The 17,387-nt window shown below is 61.3% G+C and carries 16 protein-coding genes and 1 tRNA gene; 11 read left to right on the top strand and 6 right to left on the bottom strand.

Annotated elements, in window-relative coordinates; all coding sequences use genetic code 11:
* Together hisB and AAIA72_RS16270 are read right to left on the bottom strand one after the other, a co-directional pair.
* Complete coding sequence (hisB, locus tag AAIA72_RS16275; protein WP_369601333.1) at window positions 1–594, bottom strand: imidazoleglycerol-phosphate dehydratase HisB; 594 nt, start codon at window positions 592–594, stop codon at window positions 1–3.
* A gap of 62 nt (window positions 595–656) precedes the next feature.
* Window positions 657–1,124, bottom strand: coding sequence for an SRPBCC family protein (locus AAIA72_RS16270; protein ID WP_369601332.1), 468 nt, complete (start codon window positions 1,122–1,124; stop codon window positions 657–659).
* Between the two features lie 109 nt (window positions 1,125–1,233).
* On the opposite strand from AAIA72_RS16270, the gene mutY reads away from it, so the two are divergent.
* The 4 genes from mutY to AAIA72_RS16250 all read left to right on the top strand — a co-directional run bounded on the left by mutY (window position 1,234) and on the right by AAIA72_RS16250 (window position 3,337).
* Entirely contained in the window at window positions 1,234–2,319 is a 1,086-nt protein-coding gene (gene mutY, locus AAIA72_RS16265; protein WP_369601331.1) for an A/G-specific adenine glycosylase, read from the top strand.
* Window positions 2,316–2,600, top strand: a complete 285-nt coding sequence (locus tag AAIA72_RS16260; protein WP_369601330.1) for an oxidative damage protection protein — start codon at window positions 2,316–2,318, stop codon at window positions 2,598–2,600. Before mutY ends, AAIA72_RS16260 begins: the two co-directional genes overlap by 4 nt.
* A gap of 108 nt (window positions 2,601–2,708) precedes the next feature.
* A tRNA-Phe gene (locus AAIA72_RS16255) sits at window positions 2,709–2,784 on the top strand.
* 301 nt (window positions 2,785–3,085) lie between these two features.
* Window positions 3,086–3,337 (top strand): hypothetical protein, encoded by a 252-nt coding sequence (locus tag AAIA72_RS16250; protein ID WP_369601329.1) that lies wholly within the window; start codon window positions 3,086–3,088, stop codon window positions 3,335–3,337.
* 30 nt (window positions 3,338–3,367) lie between these two features.
* Here AAIA72_RS16250 and AAIA72_RS16245 read toward each other — a convergent pair whose 3' ends face one another.
* The 3 genes from AAIA72_RS16245 to AAIA72_RS16235 form a co-directional block, all read right to left on the bottom strand.
* Window positions 3,368–4,612 (bottom strand): hypothetical protein, encoded by a 1,245-nt coding sequence (locus AAIA72_RS16245; RefSeq protein ID WP_369601328.1) that lies wholly within the window; start codon window positions 4,610–4,612, stop codon window positions 3,368–3,370.
* Window positions 4,613–4,808: 196 nt separating this feature from the next.
* Window positions 4,809–6,308: an aldehyde dehydrogenase family protein gene (locus AAIA72_RS16240; RefSeq protein WP_369601327.1), complete on the bottom strand. Its 1,500-nt coding sequence runs from the start codon at window positions 6,306–6,308 to the stop codon at window positions 4,809–4,811.
* Window positions 6,309–6,322: 14 nt separating this feature from the next.
* Window positions 6,323–7,444, bottom strand: a complete 1,122-nt coding sequence (locus tag AAIA72_RS16235; protein WP_369601326.1) for a saccharopine dehydrogenase family protein — start codon at window positions 7,442–7,444, stop codon at window positions 6,323–6,325.
* Between the two features lie 142 nt (window positions 7,445–7,586).
* Here AAIA72_RS16235 and AAIA72_RS16230 point away from each other — a divergent pair, with 142 nt between their 5' ends.
* Window positions 7,587–8,024: an Lrp/AsnC family transcriptional regulator gene (locus AAIA72_RS16230; protein ID WP_369601325.1), complete on the top strand. Its 438-nt coding sequence runs from the start codon at window positions 7,587–7,589 to the stop codon at window positions 8,022–8,024.
* Complete coding sequence (locus AAIA72_RS16225) at window positions 8,024–8,452, top strand: YqaA family protein (RefSeq protein WP_369601324.1); 429 nt, start codon at window positions 8,024–8,026, stop codon at window positions 8,450–8,452. Before AAIA72_RS16230 ends, AAIA72_RS16225 begins: the two co-directional genes overlap by 1 nt.
* Here the strand turns inward: AAIA72_RS16225 and AAIA72_RS16220 are convergent.
* Entirely contained in the window at window positions 8,444–9,859 is a 1,416-nt protein-coding gene (locus tag AAIA72_RS16220) for an ABC1 kinase family protein (RefSeq protein WP_369601323.1), read from the bottom strand. The genes AAIA72_RS16225 and AAIA72_RS16220 overlap by 9 nt on opposite strands.
* A 171-nt stretch (window positions 9,860–10,030) precedes the next feature.
* On the opposite strand from AAIA72_RS16220, the gene AAIA72_RS16215 reads away from it, so the two are divergent.
* The 5 genes from AAIA72_RS16215 (at window position 10,031) to AAIA72_RS16195 (ending at window position 17,338) form a co-directional block, all read left to right on the top strand.
* The gene (locus AAIA72_RS16215; protein WP_369601322.1) at window positions 10,031–11,056 is read left to right on the top strand and encodes a metalloregulator ArsR/SmtB family transcription factor; all 1,026 of its coding nucleotides are present in this window, start codon (window positions 10,031–10,033) and stop codon (window positions 11,054–11,056) included.
* Window positions 11,057–11,066: 10 nt separating this feature from the next.
* Window positions 11,067–12,227 carry a methionine adenosyltransferase gene (gene metK / locus AAIA72_RS16210; protein WP_369601321.1) on the top strand — a complete coding sequence of 387 codons (1,161 nt, stop codon included), beginning with the start codon at window positions 11,067–11,069 and terminating at the stop codon, window positions 12,225–12,227.
* Between the two features lie 15 nt (window positions 12,228–12,242).
* Entirely contained in the window at window positions 12,243–13,625 is a 1,383-nt protein-coding gene (ahcY, locus tag AAIA72_RS16205; RefSeq protein ID WP_369601320.1) for an adenosylhomocysteinase, read from the top strand.
* 16 nt (window positions 13,626–13,641) lie between these two features.
* Entirely contained in the window at window positions 13,642–14,505 is an 864-nt protein-coding gene (metF, locus tag AAIA72_RS16200) for a methylenetetrahydrofolate reductase [NAD(P)H] (RefSeq protein WP_369601319.1), read from the top strand.
* Between the two features lie 466 nt (window positions 14,506–14,971).
* Window positions 14,972–17,338, top strand: a complete 2,367-nt coding sequence (locus AAIA72_RS16195) for a diguanylate cyclase (RefSeq protein WP_369601318.1) — start codon at window positions 14,972–14,974, stop codon at window positions 17,336–17,338.
* The last annotated feature ends 49 nt before the right edge of the window (window positions 17,339–17,387 follow it).

The raw sequence follows: 17,387 nt of genomic DNA, 5'->3' as shown, positions 1-17,387 counted from the left end.
TCAGAGTGTGCCCTTGGTGGACGGCATGATGCCCGCCATGCGCGGATCAGGCGTCAGTGCCATGCGCAGCGCACGCCCGAAGGCCTTGAAGATGGTTTCTGCCTGGTGATGGGCGTTGCGGCCCTTGAGATTGTCGATGTGCAGGGTGATCCGGGCATGATTGACCAGCCCCTGGAAGAACTCGTAGAACAGGTCCACATCAAAGTTGCCGATCATGGCGCGGCTGAAGGTGACATTCATGTCCAGCCCCGGCCGCCCGGAAAAATCCACCACAACGCGGGACAGCGCCTCGTCCAGCGGCACATAGGCGTGGCCGTAGCGCTGGATGCCTTGCTTGTCTCCGACGGCACTGGCAATCGCCTGCCCGAGCGTGATGCCCACGTCTTCCACCGTATGATGGGCGTCGATATGCAGATCGCCTTCGGCCTTGAGCGTAATGTCAATCAGGCCATGACGGCTGACCTGATCCAGCATGTGCTCCAGAAAGGGCACACCGGTATCCAGATCGGACTTGCCGGTGCCATCGAGATTGATCTGGCAGCGGATGCGTGTTTCCAGGGTGTTGCGTGTAATGTCGGCCTTGCGTTCAGCCATGCCTGTCTCCAGCGGTGCGGGAAAGGCGCATAGTATAGCCTTATCCCGCCATGGGCTGAAGTCTAGCCGTTCAATGCCGCCTTGAGATTCTCGACGTAGGTATCGACCAGCGCATTGAATTCATGCTTGACGACCGGGCTGACCGCCAGCTTGAGGATGCCGGGAAGCGGGAGGGACAGCTCGCCGGTGGTGTGAAAGCGCAGGGTGGTTCCGCCCTTGCCGTTGTCTTCGATCTTCCACTCGCCCTGCACCGTGCCATTGCCTTCGCCCTTGACCGGTGTCCAGCGAATGGTCCGGCTGGCCGGATCCGCTTCGTAGTGGCAGGCATAGATGGTCTGGATGGCATGCTTGTCGACGCCGATTTTCTTCATTTCCCAGCGATAGCTGTTGTTGCCCAGATCCACAAGCTGGTCAACCTTGGGAAAGTGCGCCGCCGAACGGGGCACGTCGGCAAGCAGTTCATACGCCTGATCCGGACTGGCATTGACGTCAAAGGTGCGGCTGATTTCTATACTGATTGTAATGGCCACTTTCTGTCTTCTCCTTAAAGCACGCACGGCTTGACCGTGCCTTGTTTTTTCGCCATGGTAGCCGCTCCGCCAGCCGCTTGGCAACCACAGACTGTCGTACTGAACCGCAATGACTGCCCTGCTACCGTTTTCCACCCGCCTTCTGGACTGGTTTGACCGCCACGGCCGGCACGACCTGCCCTGGCAGCACCCGCGCACGCCCTACCGGGTGTGGATTTCGGAAATCATGCTGCAGCAGACACAGGTTCAGACCGTTATCGGTTACTTTGAACGTTTCATGGCCGCCTTCCCGACCCTCGGGGCGCTGGCCTCGGCCAGTGAGGACGAGGTGCTGGCCCTGTGGGCAGGCCTCGGTTATTACGCCCGCGGCCGCAATCTGCATCGCGCTGCCCGGGAACTGGTTGCCGCGGGTCAGCACGAACTTCCCGGTACGCTGGAAGGCCTCATGGCATTGCCGGGGGTCGGTCGATCCACTGCCGGTGCCATTCTGTCCATGGGCTTTGGCCGTCGCGGCGTGATTCTGGACGGCAACGTGAAGCGGGTTCTGTGTCGGCACCGGGCCATCCGAAGCTGGGCCGGTGAACGCCAAACCGAGCAACAGCTCTGGCAGCTTGCCGAAGCACTCACCCCGACTGAACGGGCGTGCGATTACACCCAGGCCATCATGGATCTCGGCGCAACCGTGTGCCGCCGGCGCAACCCGCTGTGCGAAGCCTGCCCCGTCCGGGAGGATTGCCTGGCCCATGCGCAAAACCTCACTGACTCACTGCCGGTTCCCAAACCCCGCAAGACCGTGCCCGAGCGCAGCGTGGTCGCCCTGATCCTGCACGACGAGCAGGGTCGCGTACTGGTGGAGCGTCGCCCGGGATCGGGGATCTGGGGCGGCCTGTGGTGTCCACCCCTGTCGGGATGGGATGTGCCGGCCGAACAGGCCCGGGCCCAACTGGCAAGCCGCTTCGGGCTGGCCGCCGATGCGCTGACCGGTTTGCCCGGTTTTCAGCACACGTTCACCCACTTCCGTCTCCATGTGGTACCCGTAGGCCGCCGTGTCGGGGTAGAATGGATGGATCAGATGCTGACGAGGCAGGATCAGGATGCTCCGCTGAGTGCGGTGCAGGCCCGGACGGAGACACATGGTCTGCCGGCCCCCTTCCGGCGCTGGCTGACCCATTCACTTTCAGGAGAGCAAGCATGACCCGTATCGTATTCTGCAAGAAATACCAGAAAAACCTGGCCGGCCTCCCCCGTCCGCCCATGCCCGGTCCGAAGGGACAGGAAATTTTCGAGAACATTTCTGCCCAGGCATGGCAGGACTGGCTGGCCCATCAGACCCGCCTGATCAACGAAAAACACCTGAACCTGATGGACCCGGAAGCCCGCGCCTATCTGTCCGACCAGATGGACAGATTCTTCAATGGTGAAGAGATTGACCAGGCGGAAGGCTACGTCCCGCCGGCTTCGGACGATACGCTCTAGGCTCCCGGACAAGCACCCGCAGCCGGCACATTGCGGACACACTGAAAAAAAGTTGCGGCGGCGTATTGACAGGAAAAGGGAAAACCGGTTTAATTGCGCCCCGTTGTTGCCCAGGTAGCTCAGTCGGTAGAGCAGGGGACTGAAAATCCCCGTGTCGGTGGTTCGATTCCGCCCCTGGGCACCACTCCACGAATCTCCCCAGCCCGAATACCCAAACCTTTTTCATGACACCAGCACTTTGCCGGCTCAGAATGCGTTGATCATGCAAGCCTGTTGGCCAGAAGTGAGCAGACCGTTCAGCAGTACACTCAGCATCCGGCACCTGATGCGCTCCCATCCCCCACTGCCCGCCTCCCTTGCCTCGGCATTGACATCAGCGCAGACATCCCTAAACTGAAACCGAACACATGGAAAGTACCACCTTCAAAGGGAAATGATATGCTGCCTGCACATCCAGCCAACCCATGCACGCCCGGGGAAAAGGCATGACATGGGCCAGCTTTCTGTTCCTCGTGACGGTTGTGTCGCTGATACTCTGGGGCATCGCACAGGCTTACGACTACATCCAGATATGGCGAGGGGTATTCCCCCCGCCCGACAAGACAACGCTTGATGACATTCGCCGGCTTCGGGATCGGGGTCACACGGGCATTGCCGTCAAACGTTTCCTTCAGCGTCCCGAGAACAAGGGCCGCTACACCCAGAAGGGTGCGGAGGAGGCGGTCAGAAACCTGTGACACGCCGACCCGCCCGTTTGGAGTATGCGGTCAGTACACCCGGCGAAGGTAACGATCCAGCCCACGCGACGAGAACTCCCAGCCACCCTCACCTGCCGGAGTGATTTCTCCCCAGCGTGCACGGGTGATGCTGCTGTCCGGCCGGATCACTTCACGTTCACCATCCAGCCATTCCAGGGCCAGCGTGACCTCACGCGCCCTGGCAGGCACCTGCAGCCTGACCGGCTGCCCCCAAAGCAGATCGCCCTGCCGCTGGCCACCCGGCCTGACGACCCGCTCACCGGACTGTGCGTCCACGGTCAAACGAACCTGTATCTCGCCACGCTTGATGTACTTGCTGCCGAACGCCGCGCCATAGGGCCTGGCCTTGAGCCGCACGTACGCGCAGCCATCCCGCACCCCCTGCGCCAGCACTTCACCATACTGCACATGCAGCACATCAACCTTCAGCGTGTCAGGCAATAACTGCCAGCCGGCTTCCGGACAGAACCGGTCTTCCCGCTCTCTGACTTCCAATACGCTGCTGGCGAGCATGTCCGGTTCAAAGGTCAGCGTTCGCCGCTGAATGCGGTGATCCTCTTCTTTCCATGTCAGCACATAGCGCGCCGCCCGCTCCGGTATGCGCGGCAAAATGAGATGCCACGTCTGCACCTTGCCCCGGACCGGCATCTGCAAACGCACCACCTGCCAGCCCGGATGATCGACAGGCTTCAGCATCAGCCCGAAAGGCAAGTCTGCCCCAAAGCCATTCCCCATGGCCCGGACCGGGATGCTGCGACCAGCCTCCGCCACCAATCCGGCCCCATCCAGCTCCTGCCCTGCCAGCTCCAGCGTCAGGCGTGCTCCCGGCTCTGCCACAGTGACCCGGTACTGCGCCAGGCGAGGATCCGTCCCACGCAAAGGCAAGGCCTCAAAGATCTGTTCCGCCAACGCTTTCAGCGCCGGATCCGGTGCGCGATCCGGCGCCGCCACCAGCGCCTCCGCTGCGCGTCCGGCATCAGCAAGCCAACCCCTTTCCCGGACAGAACGGATGGCCACCGGCTCCTTCTCAACAGGGCGGAACACATAAGCCAGATGATCCAGCGCGCGCAGCCAGGCTCTGGCTGACGCCACCCAGTCCTGCCCTTTGGCCCGAGGCACTGCCTCAAGCAAACACTGGCGCGCCGCTTCGACAGTTTCCCCCGTGAGTAACGCGCGGGAAGTATCCGGCCGGCAAGGCGACGCTGTGGCCAGGCCACTCCAGAGCATGATCCAGATGCTCAACACCCCTGTCATGAACTTCATATCTCACCCGTTTCGTAATCGTTACATCAGAAAAATGATTGCAGCGTCAATTATAGGCAATAATACTCACAAAAAGACCACTCAAGATCATGTTTCTAGTTTTTTTCCTACATGAAACAGGTGGAGATACCCAAAATAAAAAAAGCCGGCACAGGGCCGGCTGACACGTCACCACGATCAGGGAGATTCAGAGATTGAACTCGATGCCCTGTGCCAGGGGCAGTTCGCGGGAGTAGTTGATGGTGTTGGTCTGGCGCCGCATGTAACCCTTCCAGGCATCGGACCCGGACTCGCGCCCGCCACCGGTTTCCTTCTCGCCACCGAAGGCACCGCCGATTTCCGCACCGCTGGTGCCGGCGTTGACATTGGCAATGCCACAGTCCGATCCGGTTGCGGAAGTAAACGTCTCGGCTTCACGCAGATCCGTGGTGAAGATGGCGGATGAGAGCCCCTGCGGCACGTCATTCTGCCGCGCAATGGCATCCTCCAGGGCCTCGTATTCGAAGAAGTAGAGAATGGGCGCAAAGGTTTCCGTTCTGACATTATCCATGGCCTTGCCGCCCACGACAATCGCCGGTCTCACATACCAGGCATCCGGCCAGACATCGTCCAGCACGCGCTCGCCGCCGATCACCCGGCAACCCTTTGCCCGAGCCTCATCCAGCGCTGCCTGCATGGCGGCATACGCCTGTTCGTCGATGAGCGGCCCCACCAGGGTATCAGGTTCCAGCGGACTGCCGATTCTGAGCTGCGCATACGCCTTCTCCAGCCTGTCCAGCAGAGTGGCTGCAACCGACTTGTGGGCGAATACGCGGCGCGTGGTGGTACAGCGCTGACCTGCCGTACCCACCGCCCCGAAGACGATGGCCCGAAGCGCCAGATCAAGATCTGCGCTGGAGGTGACGATGGCCGCATTGTTGCCCCCCAGCTCCAGAATGGCACGCCCGAACCGTGCCGCCACCCGTTGCCCGACGGCCCGGCCCATGGCGCAGCTGCCGGTGGCGGAAATGATGGGTACGCGCGGGTCATCCACGAGTTTTTCACCCAGCATGCGGTCGCCGATGACCACTTCCAGCAACCCTTCGGGTGCCCTGCCATATCGCTCAAGTGCCAGTTCGAAGGCCCGCGCGCAGGCCAGCGCACAAAGCGGCGTCTTCTCAGAGGGCTTCCAGATCACGGTGTCACCGCACACCCAGGCCAGTGCGGCATTCCACGCCCACACGGCCATGGGGAAGTTGAAGGCGGAGATCACGCCCACAGGCCCCATGGGGTGCCAGGTCTCCCGCAGATGATGCCCCGGGCGCTCGCTGGCAATGGTGAGACCATACAATTGACGGGAGAGCCCCACGGCAAAGTCGCAGATGTCGATCATTTCCTGCACTTCGCCCTCGCCTTCGGAGAGAATCTTGCCGCATTCCAGAGAAATGAGGCGCCCCAGCGCGATCTTGTTCTCGCGCAGCACCTCACCAAACAGGCGCACCAGCTCTCCTCTGGCCGGCGCGGGCACTTCGCGCCACTGACGAAAGGCCTTCAGCGAGCGTTCGATGGCCATGTCCAGTTCCGCCGCAGTGTGATCCCGAAGCCCCGCCAGCTTTTCACCATCCACAGGAGAGCGCACCACGCGCCCGCCGGTTCCGAGTCCTGCCTCCGGCAGGCCCAGGGCGTTCCAGATGTCTTCAATGCGCATGATCTTTCCCTCCCTCATGCCGCGTGCTGGCCGGCCTGAATGGTCTCGGCCTCAACACTGTTGGCGTAGTTGCTGCCAAACCGGTTGGCAATGAAATCCTCAAACCGGATGTCTTCCTGCCGCACGAATCCCTTCTGAGGCAGCTTGCCTTCCACCAGCAGATCCAGCGCGGCGCAGATACCGGAGGCCGTGGTGATCTGAATGGCGCTGCGTACGGTGCCGTTGATTTCCCGGCTGTAAACCTTGCGGGCAAAGGTCTCCTGAATCAGCATCCCCTGTTTCATGCCGCTGACCGAGACGAATACCAGCACCACATCCTGCATGGTGACGGGCAGCGCATTCTCGAAAATCTCCTTGAGCAGCGGACGGTTCTCGGCCAGCCGGAGGTCATTGAGCAGCATCTTGATGATGTCACGGTGGCCGGGATAGCGGACAGTGCGGTAGTTGAGGTTGCGCACCTTGCCTTCGAGTGTTTCACAAAGGGTGCCGAGCCCGCCTGACGTGTTGAAGGCTTCATAATCAATGCCGTCGAGCGAGAAGTGCTCCAGTTCTTCCAGCGGCGGCACTTCGGTCATCTTGCCGTTGACGATGGCCTCGCACGGGTTCAGATATTCGTTGATCAGACCGTCCGTGGACCAAGTCAGGTTGTATTTGAGCGCATTGGTGGGATACTTGGGCAACGCGCCCACCCGCATGTTGACGTTATGCAGGGTATCGAACCGGCGTGCCAGGTCATAGGCGACAATGGAAATGAAGCCCGGCGCAAGACCACACTGGGGCACGAAGGCAGTTTCCGCATCCCTGGCCAGCGACTTGACCAGGCGGGTGCTCGCCACGTCTTCCGTGAGATCGAAATAATGCAGTCCCGCCCTGGCCGCCGCACGGGCCACCGGTGCAGTCAGGTCGAACGGACAGGCATTGAGCACGGCAAAGTGACCCTCAAAGGCCCGGGTCAGCGCATCTTCGTCTGTCGCATCGACCTGCTGGGTGCGGATATCGGGAAGACGGCCTTCCAGGCGGGCCAGCGCCTGAGCATTCTGGTCGAAGACACTGACGGCATAGTCGCCGGTATGGGCCAGAAAGTCGGCAATCATGGCTCCGATCTTGCCCGCACCCATGACGATCACTGGTTTCATGCTCTACCTCCGGTTCATTGTTCTGATATGGGGAACTGTGATGTCTTTCAGTGTAGAGCGGCGGCATGTCGGAACGTAATAGATTATCCGTCGTTTTTACTGATAAGATTAGCGGATTCGTCATTCAATCAGGCGGTTTGTCATGTCCATACTGAACGATCCCGTCACGGAGCGTCTGCTGGCGCTTCTGGAGCAGGATGCCCGCGCCCCCACGGCTGTCCTCGCCCGCAAGCTCGGGCTGTCACGCACGGCGGTACATGAACGGATTCAGAAGCTGGTGCGGGAAGGTGTCATCGAACGCTTTACCATTCGTCGCGGCGACGGCCACGCCGCCCGCCTTATCCAGGCGGAGGTGATGATTCGCATCAATCCGAAAATGAATGCACAGGTGGTGGCGGCGTTACACCGCATCGAGGCCGTTCGGGCACTCTACACCATCAACGGCCAATTCGATCTCATTGCCAGGGTCGCTGCCGCCACGCCCGAAGCCATTGATCAGGTGCTGGATCAGATCGGCGTCATTGACGGCATCGAGAAAACCCTGTCTTCCATTGTACTGTCCACCAAGTTCGAACGCTGATGGGCTACCTGGGACTCTTTCTCTCTGCCTTTCTGGCCGCAACGCTCCTGCCTGCCGCATCGGAAGTGGCGCTGGGCAGCCTGGTGGTGTCCGGCGAATACAGCCTGCCGGCACTCTGGGCCTGCGCGACCCTGGGCAACACACTGGGCAGCGTGGTGAACGCCGCACTGGGCCGGGGGCTCGCCCGCTTCGAGTCCGCCCGCTGGTTTCCCTTCACCCCGGAGCAGATCGCACGTGCAGAAACCCGCTTCCGGCGCTACGGCGTCTGGACGCTGCTGCTGGCCTGGCTTCCGGTTGTCGGGGATCCGCTGACGCTGGTGGCCGGGGTGCTGCGTGTTCCCTGGCCGCTTTTCCTGGCACTGGTCGCACTGGGCAAGGGCATGCGCTACGCCGTGGTCATTGCCGTCACTCTGGGTGTGTCAGCCTGATTCCCGCTCCGGATACAGGTAGCGAAGCAGAATGTCCCGTCCGTTGAACTGGCCGTCCAGCACGGAAATGAAGGTATAGACACCCACCAGCTTGCGGTTCAGAAACACGAATTCCTTGGGCGGGATCTGGAAGTAGCGATTGATGGCCGAGAGCGTGGCTTCCTTCGCGATGCGCGACGGAAGATCGCTCCGGCGCCAGCAGTATTCGCCCTGCGCGTTGAGCGCAAAATCGGGCACCGGGACGGATTCGTCAGCCAGTGGCTCCAGGCAGTGCATGCACACGGTGCCAAACTCTTCCAGCACCGCCTTCGGCCACTCCGGACGCATGAACTTCAGGCGGATGGCGCCGGCAATGACGCCGGCCAGATCCTGCTCATAGGACGCCCGGATCATGTCGCACACGGGCTCGATGAAATGTTTCGGATACTTCTGCACGGCCCCGAAATCCAGCAACACGATCTGGTCCGGCTCGCCGTTCTCACCCAGACGGATGCGGTAATTGCCGAAGTTGGGGTCGGTCTGCAGTTCACCCCAGACAAAGAGCTCGCGCAGAAAGAGTTCCAGTGCGGCACGACAGAGCCGGTTGCGGCGTTCCTGGCTGATGGCCTGCACCTCGGGTGCCGTGATGGGCAGCCCCGGCTCCCAGGAGGTGGCGATGACGTGATCGGAGGAATATTCCGGATAGACCTCCGGCACGACGAAACGGTCATCCTCGGCCAGCATGTCACCAAACCGGTGCGTGGTCTTCAGCTCCAGCCGGTAGTCCACTTCCCGGTGCATCATCTGGCGCACTTCTTCCAGCCAGTCATCAAAGTCCTTGCCCAGTGTCACCACCCGCGCCAGTTTCATCAGGGTAGCCACCGCATCCAGATCCGAGTCCACCGCCTCGGCCACGCCCGGATACTGAATCTTGAGACAGATGTAGTGTCCTGTCCGGCGCACGCGCGCCCGGTGTACCTGACCCAGTGACGCCGCGCCGATGGGGGCTTGCTCCACGTCCAGCTCGCTCAGCACCTCGGACCCCAGTTCCCGGACCAGCACCTCCTCGATGGCGGGCCAGTCCAGTGCAACGGTTTTGTCCTCCAGGGTATGCAGGGCTTCCGTCACCTCCGGGGGCAGAAAGTGCTCGCCATACATGGCCATCACCTGACCGATCTTGACCACGCTGCCCTTGAGGCGCCCCAGTTCATCCGCCAGATACCGGGCCTGGCGGGAAAGTGCGGCCTTGCGCCGGGCTTCACGCTTCTGCTTGCCGGCAAAGAGGCTGCCGGCGTAACTGCCCGCCATGCGTGAACCGGCCACAATGCCAGCCTTGGTGAGGCTCAGCTTGCGCTCGAAGCTTCCTGTCCTGATTCTGTCCAGCGTATCCGTGTCTTTTTCCGTATCCGTGTCTTTGTGCCTGCTCATATCCGTTCTCTCTCTGCCAGAGGTCATTATACGCATCTCTGCGTATCTGAGACACCTGTACAGACCGGAGCTTGATCAAGATGTTTCGATAAACCTTTATCCATTTTTTTCGATCCAGATATTGCATCTGATTCAAGCGCCCCCTAAACTTGCAGGATGACTGCAGAACCGTTGCACCAGACACCCGACACGCCCGAACTCGCCGCCCTCTTCAAGGCAGCGGGCGATCCCCTGCGCCTGAACATCCTGCGCATCCTCGCCCGGGACACGTTCAGCGTCGCCGAACTGTGCACGATCTTTGACATGCGCCAGTCCTCCATGAGTCATCACCTGAAGGTGCTGGCCAACGCCGGGCTGGTGGAGCCGCAGCGGGAGGGCAACACCATTTTCTACCGGCGTCCGCCCCTGCCGGAAGACGATACCTACACGGCCGCCCGGGAGGCGGTGTACAGTCTGGTGGATACCCTGCCGGTTCAGGCTGAGGTACGCGCTGCCATTGACCTGATCAAGCAGCACCGCGCTCAGCAGTCACAGGTCTTCTTTGCCCGCTATGGCGGACACCTTCAGGCCCACCAGGAACTGATTGCCGATTACAGCCTCTACGCGGAGCCCACCGCCGAACTGCTGGACCGGCTCAAGTCCCCCGCACACCGGACAGTACTGGAGATTGGTCCCGGCGAAGGACGGTTCCTCAGCGAGTTGTCCGGCCGCTTCGATCAGGTCTGGGCGCTGGACACCTCATCGGAAATGCTGGAGAAGTGTCAGGCCTGGATCGAACAGGAGCAACTCGGAAACTGCACCCTCATTGAGGGCGACACGCGCGAAGCCCTGCGCCGCGGCCTCTCGGTTGATGTCATTGTCATGAACATGGTGCTGCACCATGTACCGGCTCCCCATGAACTGTTCGAGGACTGCGCGCGCCTGCTCCGACCGGGGGGTCTGCTGATTCTCTGTGACCTGTGCCGTCACCAGCAGGCCTGGGCCCGGGAAGCCTGCGGCGACCTGTGGCTCGGCTTTGATGCCGACGACCTGACCCGCTGGGCAGAAGCCGCCGGCCTGACAGAAGGCGAAACCCTGCTGATCGGGGTCCGCAACGGCTTCCAGATCCAGATTCGTCATTTTGACCAACCCGCGACCGGCGCCTCCGTGCAGCCGGCGCAACCCGCATTCACCCTTGTATCCAACGCAACCAAGTAAGGATCATCTCATGAGCGAATACCGTATCTTTACCTCCGAATCCGTTTCCGAAGGCCATCCGGACAAGATGGCAGACCAGATTTCCGACGCCATCCTGGACGCCATCATCAAGGATGACCCCAATGCCCGCGTGGCGGTGGAAACCATGGTCAAGACCGGGATGGCCATCATTGCCGGCGAAGTGCGCACCAACACCTACGTGGATCTGGAGGATATCGTTCGCCAGGTGATCCTGGATATCGGCTACAACAGCTCCGACGTGGGCTTCGACGGCGCCAGCTGCGCCGTGCTCAACGCCATCGGCAAGCAGTCCGGCGACATTGCCATGGGTGTGGACGAAGGCGACGAGAAAGACCTGGGGGCCGGAGACCAGGGCCTGATGTTCGGTTATGCCACCAATGAAACCGAAGTGCTGATGCCTGCCCCCATCTTCTATGCACACCGTCTGGTCCAGCGCCAGTCCGAACTGCGCAAGGCCAAGGTCCTGCCCTGGCTGCGTCCGGATGCCAAGAGCCAGGTCACGCTGCGCTATGAAAACGGCCAGCCGGTTGCCGTGGATGCCGTGGTGCTGTCCACCCAGCATTCTCCCGACATCTCCCAGAAGCACATCCGCGAAGCGGTGATGGACGAAATCATCAAGTACGTCCTGCCTGCAGAGTGGCTGCACAAGGACACCAAGTTCCACATCAACCCGACCGGCCAGTTCGTGATCGGCGGCCCGGTGGGCGACTGTGGCCTGACCGGCCGCAAGATCATTGTGGACACCTACGGCGGTATGGCCCGCCACGGGGGCGGTGCCTTCTCCGGCAAGGATCCGTCCAAGGTGGACCGCTCCGCCGCCTATGCCGGCCGTTACGTGGCCAAGAACATCGTTGCTGCCGGCCTGGCCGACCGCTGCGAGATCCAGGTGTCCTACGCCATCGGCGTGTCCGAGCCGACGTCCATTTCCATCAACACCTTCGGCACCGGCCGGATCAGTGACGACAAGATCGCCGATCTGGTACGCAAGCACTTTGACCTGCGTCCGCGCGGCCTGATCGAAATGCTGGATCTGCGCCGCCCGATTTATCGCCCGACTGCGGCCTACGGTCACTTCGGCCGTACCGAAGACACCTTTACCTGGGAACGCACTGACAAGGCCGAAGCCCTGCGTGCCGATGCCGGCATCTGAGAAAGGACACAACACATGACTGCACAAGAAAAATTTACGGACTACAAGGTAGCGGATATTTCCCTCGCCGGATGGGGCCGCCGGGAAATCGAAATCGCCGAAGGTGAAATGCCGGCGCTGATGGCGCTGCGCGAAAAGTATCGCGCGGAGCAGCCGCTCAAGGGTGCCCGCATCATGGGCTGCATCCACATGACCATCCAGACCGCCGTGCTCATCGAGACGCTGGTGGAACTGGGCGCGGAGGTGCGCTGGTCATCCTGCAACATCTTCTCCACTCAGGATCACGCGGCAGCGGCCATCGCTGCCCGCGGCATTCCGGTCTTCGCGTGGAAGGGTGAAACCGAGGAAGAGTACGAGTGGTGCATCCGCCAGACGATCCTCAAGGATGGCAAGCCCTGGGGTGCCAACATGGTGCTGGATGATGGCGGCGACCTGACCGAAATCCTGCACAACGAATTCCCGGAACTCCTGGACAACATCCACGGCATTTCCGAGGAAACCACCACCGGTGTGCACCGTCTCATCGAGCGGTTGAAGAACGGCACGCTGAAAGTGCCGGCCATCAACGTCAATGATTCTGTCACCAAGTCCAAGAACGACAACAAGTATGGCTGCCGCCACTCCCTGAACGACGCCATCAAGCGTGCCACGGATCACCTGCTCGCCGGCAAGAAGGCGCTGGTGATCGGTTACGGCGATGTGGGCAAGGGCTCTGCCCAGTCCCTGCGTCAGGAAGGCATGATCGTGCGCGTCACGGAAGTGGATCCCATCTGCGCCATGCAGGCCTGCATGGACGGTTATGAAGTGGTGTCCCCCTACATCAACGGCATCAACGACGGCACCGAAGCCTGCATCAACAAGGCCCTGCTGCAGAATACCGATCTGCTGGTCACCACCACGGGCAACGTCAACGTGTGTGATGCCAACATGCTCAAGGCGCTCAAGTGCGGTGCCGTGGTCTGCAACATCGGCCACTTTGACAACGAGATTGATACCGCCTTCATGCGCAAGCACTGGAAGTGGATCGAGATCAAGCCGCAGGTGCACAAGGTCATCCGTGACGAAAGCACCGGTGATCACCTCATCCTCCTGTCCGAAGGCCGCCTGGTGAACCTGGGCAACGCCACCGGTCATCCGTCACGGGTCATGGACGGCTCCTTCGCCAACCAGGTGCTGGCCCAGATCCACCTGTACAAGGCCGGGTTTGCCAACCTGCCACCCGAGGAGAAGCCGGCCAACGTGTACGTGCGTGTCTTGCCGAAGAAGCTGGACGAGGAAGTGGCTCGCCACATGGTATCCGGATTCGGTGGTGTACTGACCCGCCTGACACCGGATCAGGCCCGCTACATCGGCGTGGACGTGGACGGTCCCTACAAGCCGGACGACTACAAGTATTAAAACTGCCGAGGACAGCATGCAGTCACAACTGAAATTCAAGCGCCGCTTCAGCTTCGAATTCTTTCCACCCAAGACGGAAGAAGGCAAGGCCAGGCTCCAGGCGGTGCGGGACAAGCTGGCAACGCGCAAGCCGGACTTCTTCAGCTGCACCTACGGTGCCGGCGGTTCGACCCGGGAGCGCACCATCGACACGGTGATCACCCTGCATCAGCAGGGTATCTCCACAGCACCGCACATCTCCTGCATCGGCGCCTCACGGGCATCGATTGCGGAGTTGCTGGACCTGTATCGCGACCACGGCATCCAGCGCCTTGTGGCCCTGCGCGGCGACCTGCCCTCCGGAATGGGGGCGCCCGGCGAACTGCGCTACGCCAATGAGCTGGTGGCGTTCATCCGCGAGCACAGCGGTGATCACTTCATGATCGAAGTGGCCGCCTACCCGGAGTTCCATCCACAGGCCCCCAACGCCGAAGCGGATCTGCTCAACTTCAAGCGCAAGGTGGAGGCCGGCGCCAACAGTGCCATCACGCAGTATTTCTACAACGCAGATGCCTATTTCTACTTTGTGGAGCGCTGCGAGAAGCTGGGCATCGACATTCCCATCGTGCCCGGCATCATGCCCATCACCAACTACAGCAAACTGGCCCGGTTTTCCGATGCCTGCGGTGCGGAGATCCCGCGCTGGATCCGCAAGCAGCTGGAAGCCTATGCCGACGACAGCGAAAGCATCCGCCAGTTCGGCACGGAGGTGGTAACCCGCATGTGCGAGCGGCTGCTCAAGGCCGGCGCACCGGGATTGCACTTCTACACGCTGAATCAGGCAGAGCCGTCCCTGGCCATCTGGGACAATCTGAACCTGAGCGAGAAGGTCGCTTTCTGATCCGTTGATCAGGCCATTACGCATACAGTGGTCCGGTTGTCTATACTTGGTCAACACCTTGGCAACCGGATCACTTTCACATGCCCATTCTTGTCTGGCGCATCCTGCTGTTGACGCTCGCTCTGACGCTGGTGGCCGGTTACGGTGTCCTGTCCTGGCAGTCCCTGAAGCAGGCCCGGCTGGATCACTATACGGATATTCTGGACCAGTCAGCCCAATCCGTCACGATGACACTGGCAAGGGTCAATGATCACCTGACCATTCTTCGCCGGCAGGCGCAGTCCATGTCTGCCCTGATCACGGATGAACACCTCAGACGCCTGCCCGATCTTTTCGAAACACGCCCCTGGGGGGATTTGCGCTGCGCGATGAGGCGGCCGATCAGCTTCCGTGGGGCCGCACGGCACAGATTACCGGTGAAGGTCATCCGGGTACCTGGCCCCGGGCTCGCCTGCGGGAACTGTTCATGGCGCTGTGGCTTGCACCGGATTTTCTCAGCGTCAAGGAGAACCTTCCCGAGAGTGCCTGGGTCTATTACGTATCGCGGAATCGTTTTGTCATTGATGTCCCCTGGGTGAATGACACCGAGTATCACTATACCGACGCAACCCTGACCCAGGAATTCTTTACCCGCGGCACGCCCGTGCGCAACCCCGAACGCCGTCCCTTCTGGACCCGTGCCTATGTGGATGAGTATGGCCAGGGCCTGATGGTCACCGCATCCGCCCCCGTTTACTTTGACGGAACCTTCAGCGGCATTGTAGCCATCGACATGACCTTGGGCACCCTGTCCCGGCTGCTGCAGACCCGTTCACTCGCTGAAGGCGTGGAGCTGATGCTGGTCAACCGGGAACACCAGATTCTGGCCTCTCCGGGGCACACTCCCGCCGAGGCGAAGCAGGTGCGCATGTTTTCCAGTCTGGTGGACGACAACGGCGTGATTCCGCTCGGCAACCCGGATGCGATCCCGGTTTCCGGATTCATGACGCACAATGGCCGGCTGTACGCTCGCCGCCCGATCAACGGCGCCCCCTGGAGCCTGATTTTCCAGGCCGACATCCGCCAGCTCGACGCACAGATCTGGCAGCGTCTGACGCCACGACTCACCGTTCTGCTGCTGCTCATGGCCGTATTCTGGGTGCTTCTGCATCTGATGCGCTCCCATCGCGCCCTGGCCAGCAGCGAGCAGCGCTATACCCGCATGTTTCATGACTCCAACGCACCCCAGCTGCTGATTGACCCGGAAGACGGCGCAATCCTGGACAGCAACCCCGCGGCGCGCGAACTGCTGGGCCAGACAGCGCTTTCGGGCAAGCTCCTTCCGGGCGCGGTCCTGACGAATGACCAACCGGACAATCCGCCGGATCATCTCTGCTTTACCGTGACCGGCGCACATGGCGAAACCCGCTATCTGGATGCCTTCCTGACACGGCTGAACACCGGGGGACGACCGGTTGTTCACGCCATCCTGCAGGACATCACCCGACGGAAGCAGGCTGAAGAGCGGGCACAGTACCGCGCCTTCCACGACATGCTGACGCACCTGCCCAACCGGGCCTACTTTATGGAAACCCTGGGCAGCCTGCTGGCCCAGCATGAACGGCGCCAGGAACAACTGGCGGTGCTGTTCGTGGATCTGGACAACTTCAAGCACATCAACGACACCCTGGGGCACGAAATCGGTGATGAAGTGCTCCGTCAGGCGGCGGAGCGCCTCAAGCGCAATCTGAGAGAAGGCGACATCATCGCCCGGCTTGGCGGCGACGAATTCACCGTCATCCTTCCGGGCCTGACCCAGGAAACCGTTGCAGCCAACGTGGCCACCAAGCTGATCGCCCACATCCTGCCCGCCTTCGATGTCCAGGGTTACGATCTGCACGTGGGGGCCAGCATCGGTATTGCCATCTACCCCCGTGACGGCACCTCTGCAACGGATCTGATCAAGCACGCGGACGTCGCCATGTACCAGGCCAAGAACGCCGGTCGCAATCAGTACTGTTTCTATGAAGCGGGCATGAGCGCTGCCGTGCGCGAGCGTATCCGGCTGGAAAACGATCTTCGTCATGCCATCGCCTTCAACCATCTGTTTGTGGAATACCTGCCCGTCGTCCGGCTGGAAGACATGACATTGATCGGATGTGAAGCCCTGATCCGCTGGAACCATCCCGAACACGGCGAAATGGACCCTGCCGAGTTCGTGCAACTGGCGGAAGATACGGGGCTCAGCGAACCCCTGGCCGAACGTGTGGTGGAAGCCGTACTGGCCGATCTGAAGGACTGGGAAGCACACCGGCTGCCCGGCGATTTCCGGTTGTATCTGAACATCAGCCGCCGTCAGGTGCTGTCTTCCCATCCGCTGGCGGCGATCACATCCATGCTTCCGGGCGAGGAGGAACTGCCCCGTCAGCTCGTGCTGGAAGTGCCCGAATTCGTTCTGCGTCAGCACCCTCGCGAGACACAGCGATTGTGTGAAGCGGCCGCCCGGGCAGGCATACCGGTGTGCGTGGACAATTTCGGATCGGGTTACACCTCGCTGCGTTTCCTCAACGGCTTTGGCGTGGCCGAACTCAAGCTTGAGGCCGGATTCCTGGATGCGGCCCTCAAGGATGACAATGAACGCCTGCTGCTCAAGGCCATTGTCGATGCGGCACGCAACATGCAACTCCACGTGATTGCCAAGGGACTGGCCTCTCCGGTACACCTGCGCCTGGCCCGTGACCTGGGCTTCCATGCCGGACAAGGCTATGTGCTGAGCGCGCCCGTACCCGCCTCCGCGGTGCGCGGATTATTGTCGGCCGGCCTGCCTTTCAGCGCCGAGTGGCTTTCTTCCTGAGCAGAGCTTGCCTACAATGCCCTCTGACATTTCCGGAGGGTCGCCCGCA

Origin of the sequence: Thermohahella caldifontis, from assembly GCF_041153465.1 — a bacterium.
GTDB classification, from domain to species: domain Bacteria; phylum Pseudomonadota; class Gammaproteobacteria; order Pseudomonadales; family Oleiphilaceae; genus Thermohahella; species Thermohahella caldifontis.
The sequence above is the reverse complement of the archived record's forward strand: the minus strand, read 5'-3'. Positions and strand labels throughout refer to the sequence as shown.

What these genes read in the sequence shown, in the direction of transcription:
- AAIA72_RS16195 (WP_369601318.1), top strand. Translation starts at nt 14,972, where the DNA reads ATGGCGCTGTGGCTTGCACCGGATTTTCTCAGCGTCAAGGAGAACCTT.
- metF (WP_369601319.1), top strand. Translation starts at nt 13,642, where the DNA reads ATGCAGTCACAACTGAAATTCAAGCGCCGCTTCAGCTTCGAATTCTTT.
- AAIA72_RS16250 (WP_369601329.1), top strand. Translation starts at nt 3,086, where the DNA reads ATGACATGGGCCAGCTTTCTGTTCCTCGTGACGGTTGTGTCGCTGATA.
- hisB (WP_369601333.1), bottom strand. Translation starts at nt 594, where the DNA reads ATGGCTGAACGCAAGGCCGACATTACACGCAACACCCTGGAAACACGC.
- AAIA72_RS16240 (WP_369601327.1), bottom strand. Translation starts at nt 6,308, where the DNA reads ATGCGCATTGAAGACATCTGGAACGCCCTGGGCCTGCCGGAGGCAGGA.
- mutY (WP_369601331.1), top strand. Translation starts at nt 1,234, where the DNA reads ATGACTGCCCTGCTACCGTTTTCCACCCGCCTTCTGGACTGGTTTGAC.
- AAIA72_RS16245 (WP_369601328.1), bottom strand. Translation starts at nt 4,612, where the DNA reads ATGACAGGGGTGTTGAGCATCTGGATCATGCTCTGGAGTGGCCTGGCC.
- AAIA72_RS16220 (WP_369601323.1), bottom strand. Translation starts at nt 9,859, where the DNA reads ATGAGCAGGCACAAAGACACGGATACGGAAAAAGACACGGATACGCTG.
- AAIA72_RS16235 (WP_369601326.1), bottom strand. Translation starts at nt 7,444, where the DNA reads ATGAAACCAGTGATCGTCATGGGTGCGGGCAAGATCGGAGCCATGATT.
- AAIA72_RS16225 (WP_369601324.1), top strand. Translation starts at nt 8,024, where the DNA reads ATGGGCTACCTGGGACTCTTTCTCTCTGCCTTTCTGGCCGCAACGCTC.
- AAIA72_RS16260 (WP_369601330.1), top strand. Translation starts at nt 2,316, where the DNA reads ATGACCCGTATCGTATTCTGCAAGAAATACCAGAAAAACCTGGCCGGC.
- AAIA72_RS16230 (WP_369601325.1), top strand. Translation starts at nt 7,587, where the DNA reads ATGTCCATACTGAACGATCCCGTCACGGAGCGTCTGCTGGCGCTTCTG.
- metK (WP_369601321.1), top strand. Translation starts at nt 11,067, where the DNA reads ATGAGCGAATACCGTATCTTTACCTCCGAATCCGTTTCCGAAGGCCAT.
- ahcY (WP_369601320.1), top strand. Translation starts at nt 12,243, where the DNA reads ATGACTGCACAAGAAAAATTTACGGACTACAAGGTAGCGGATATTTCC.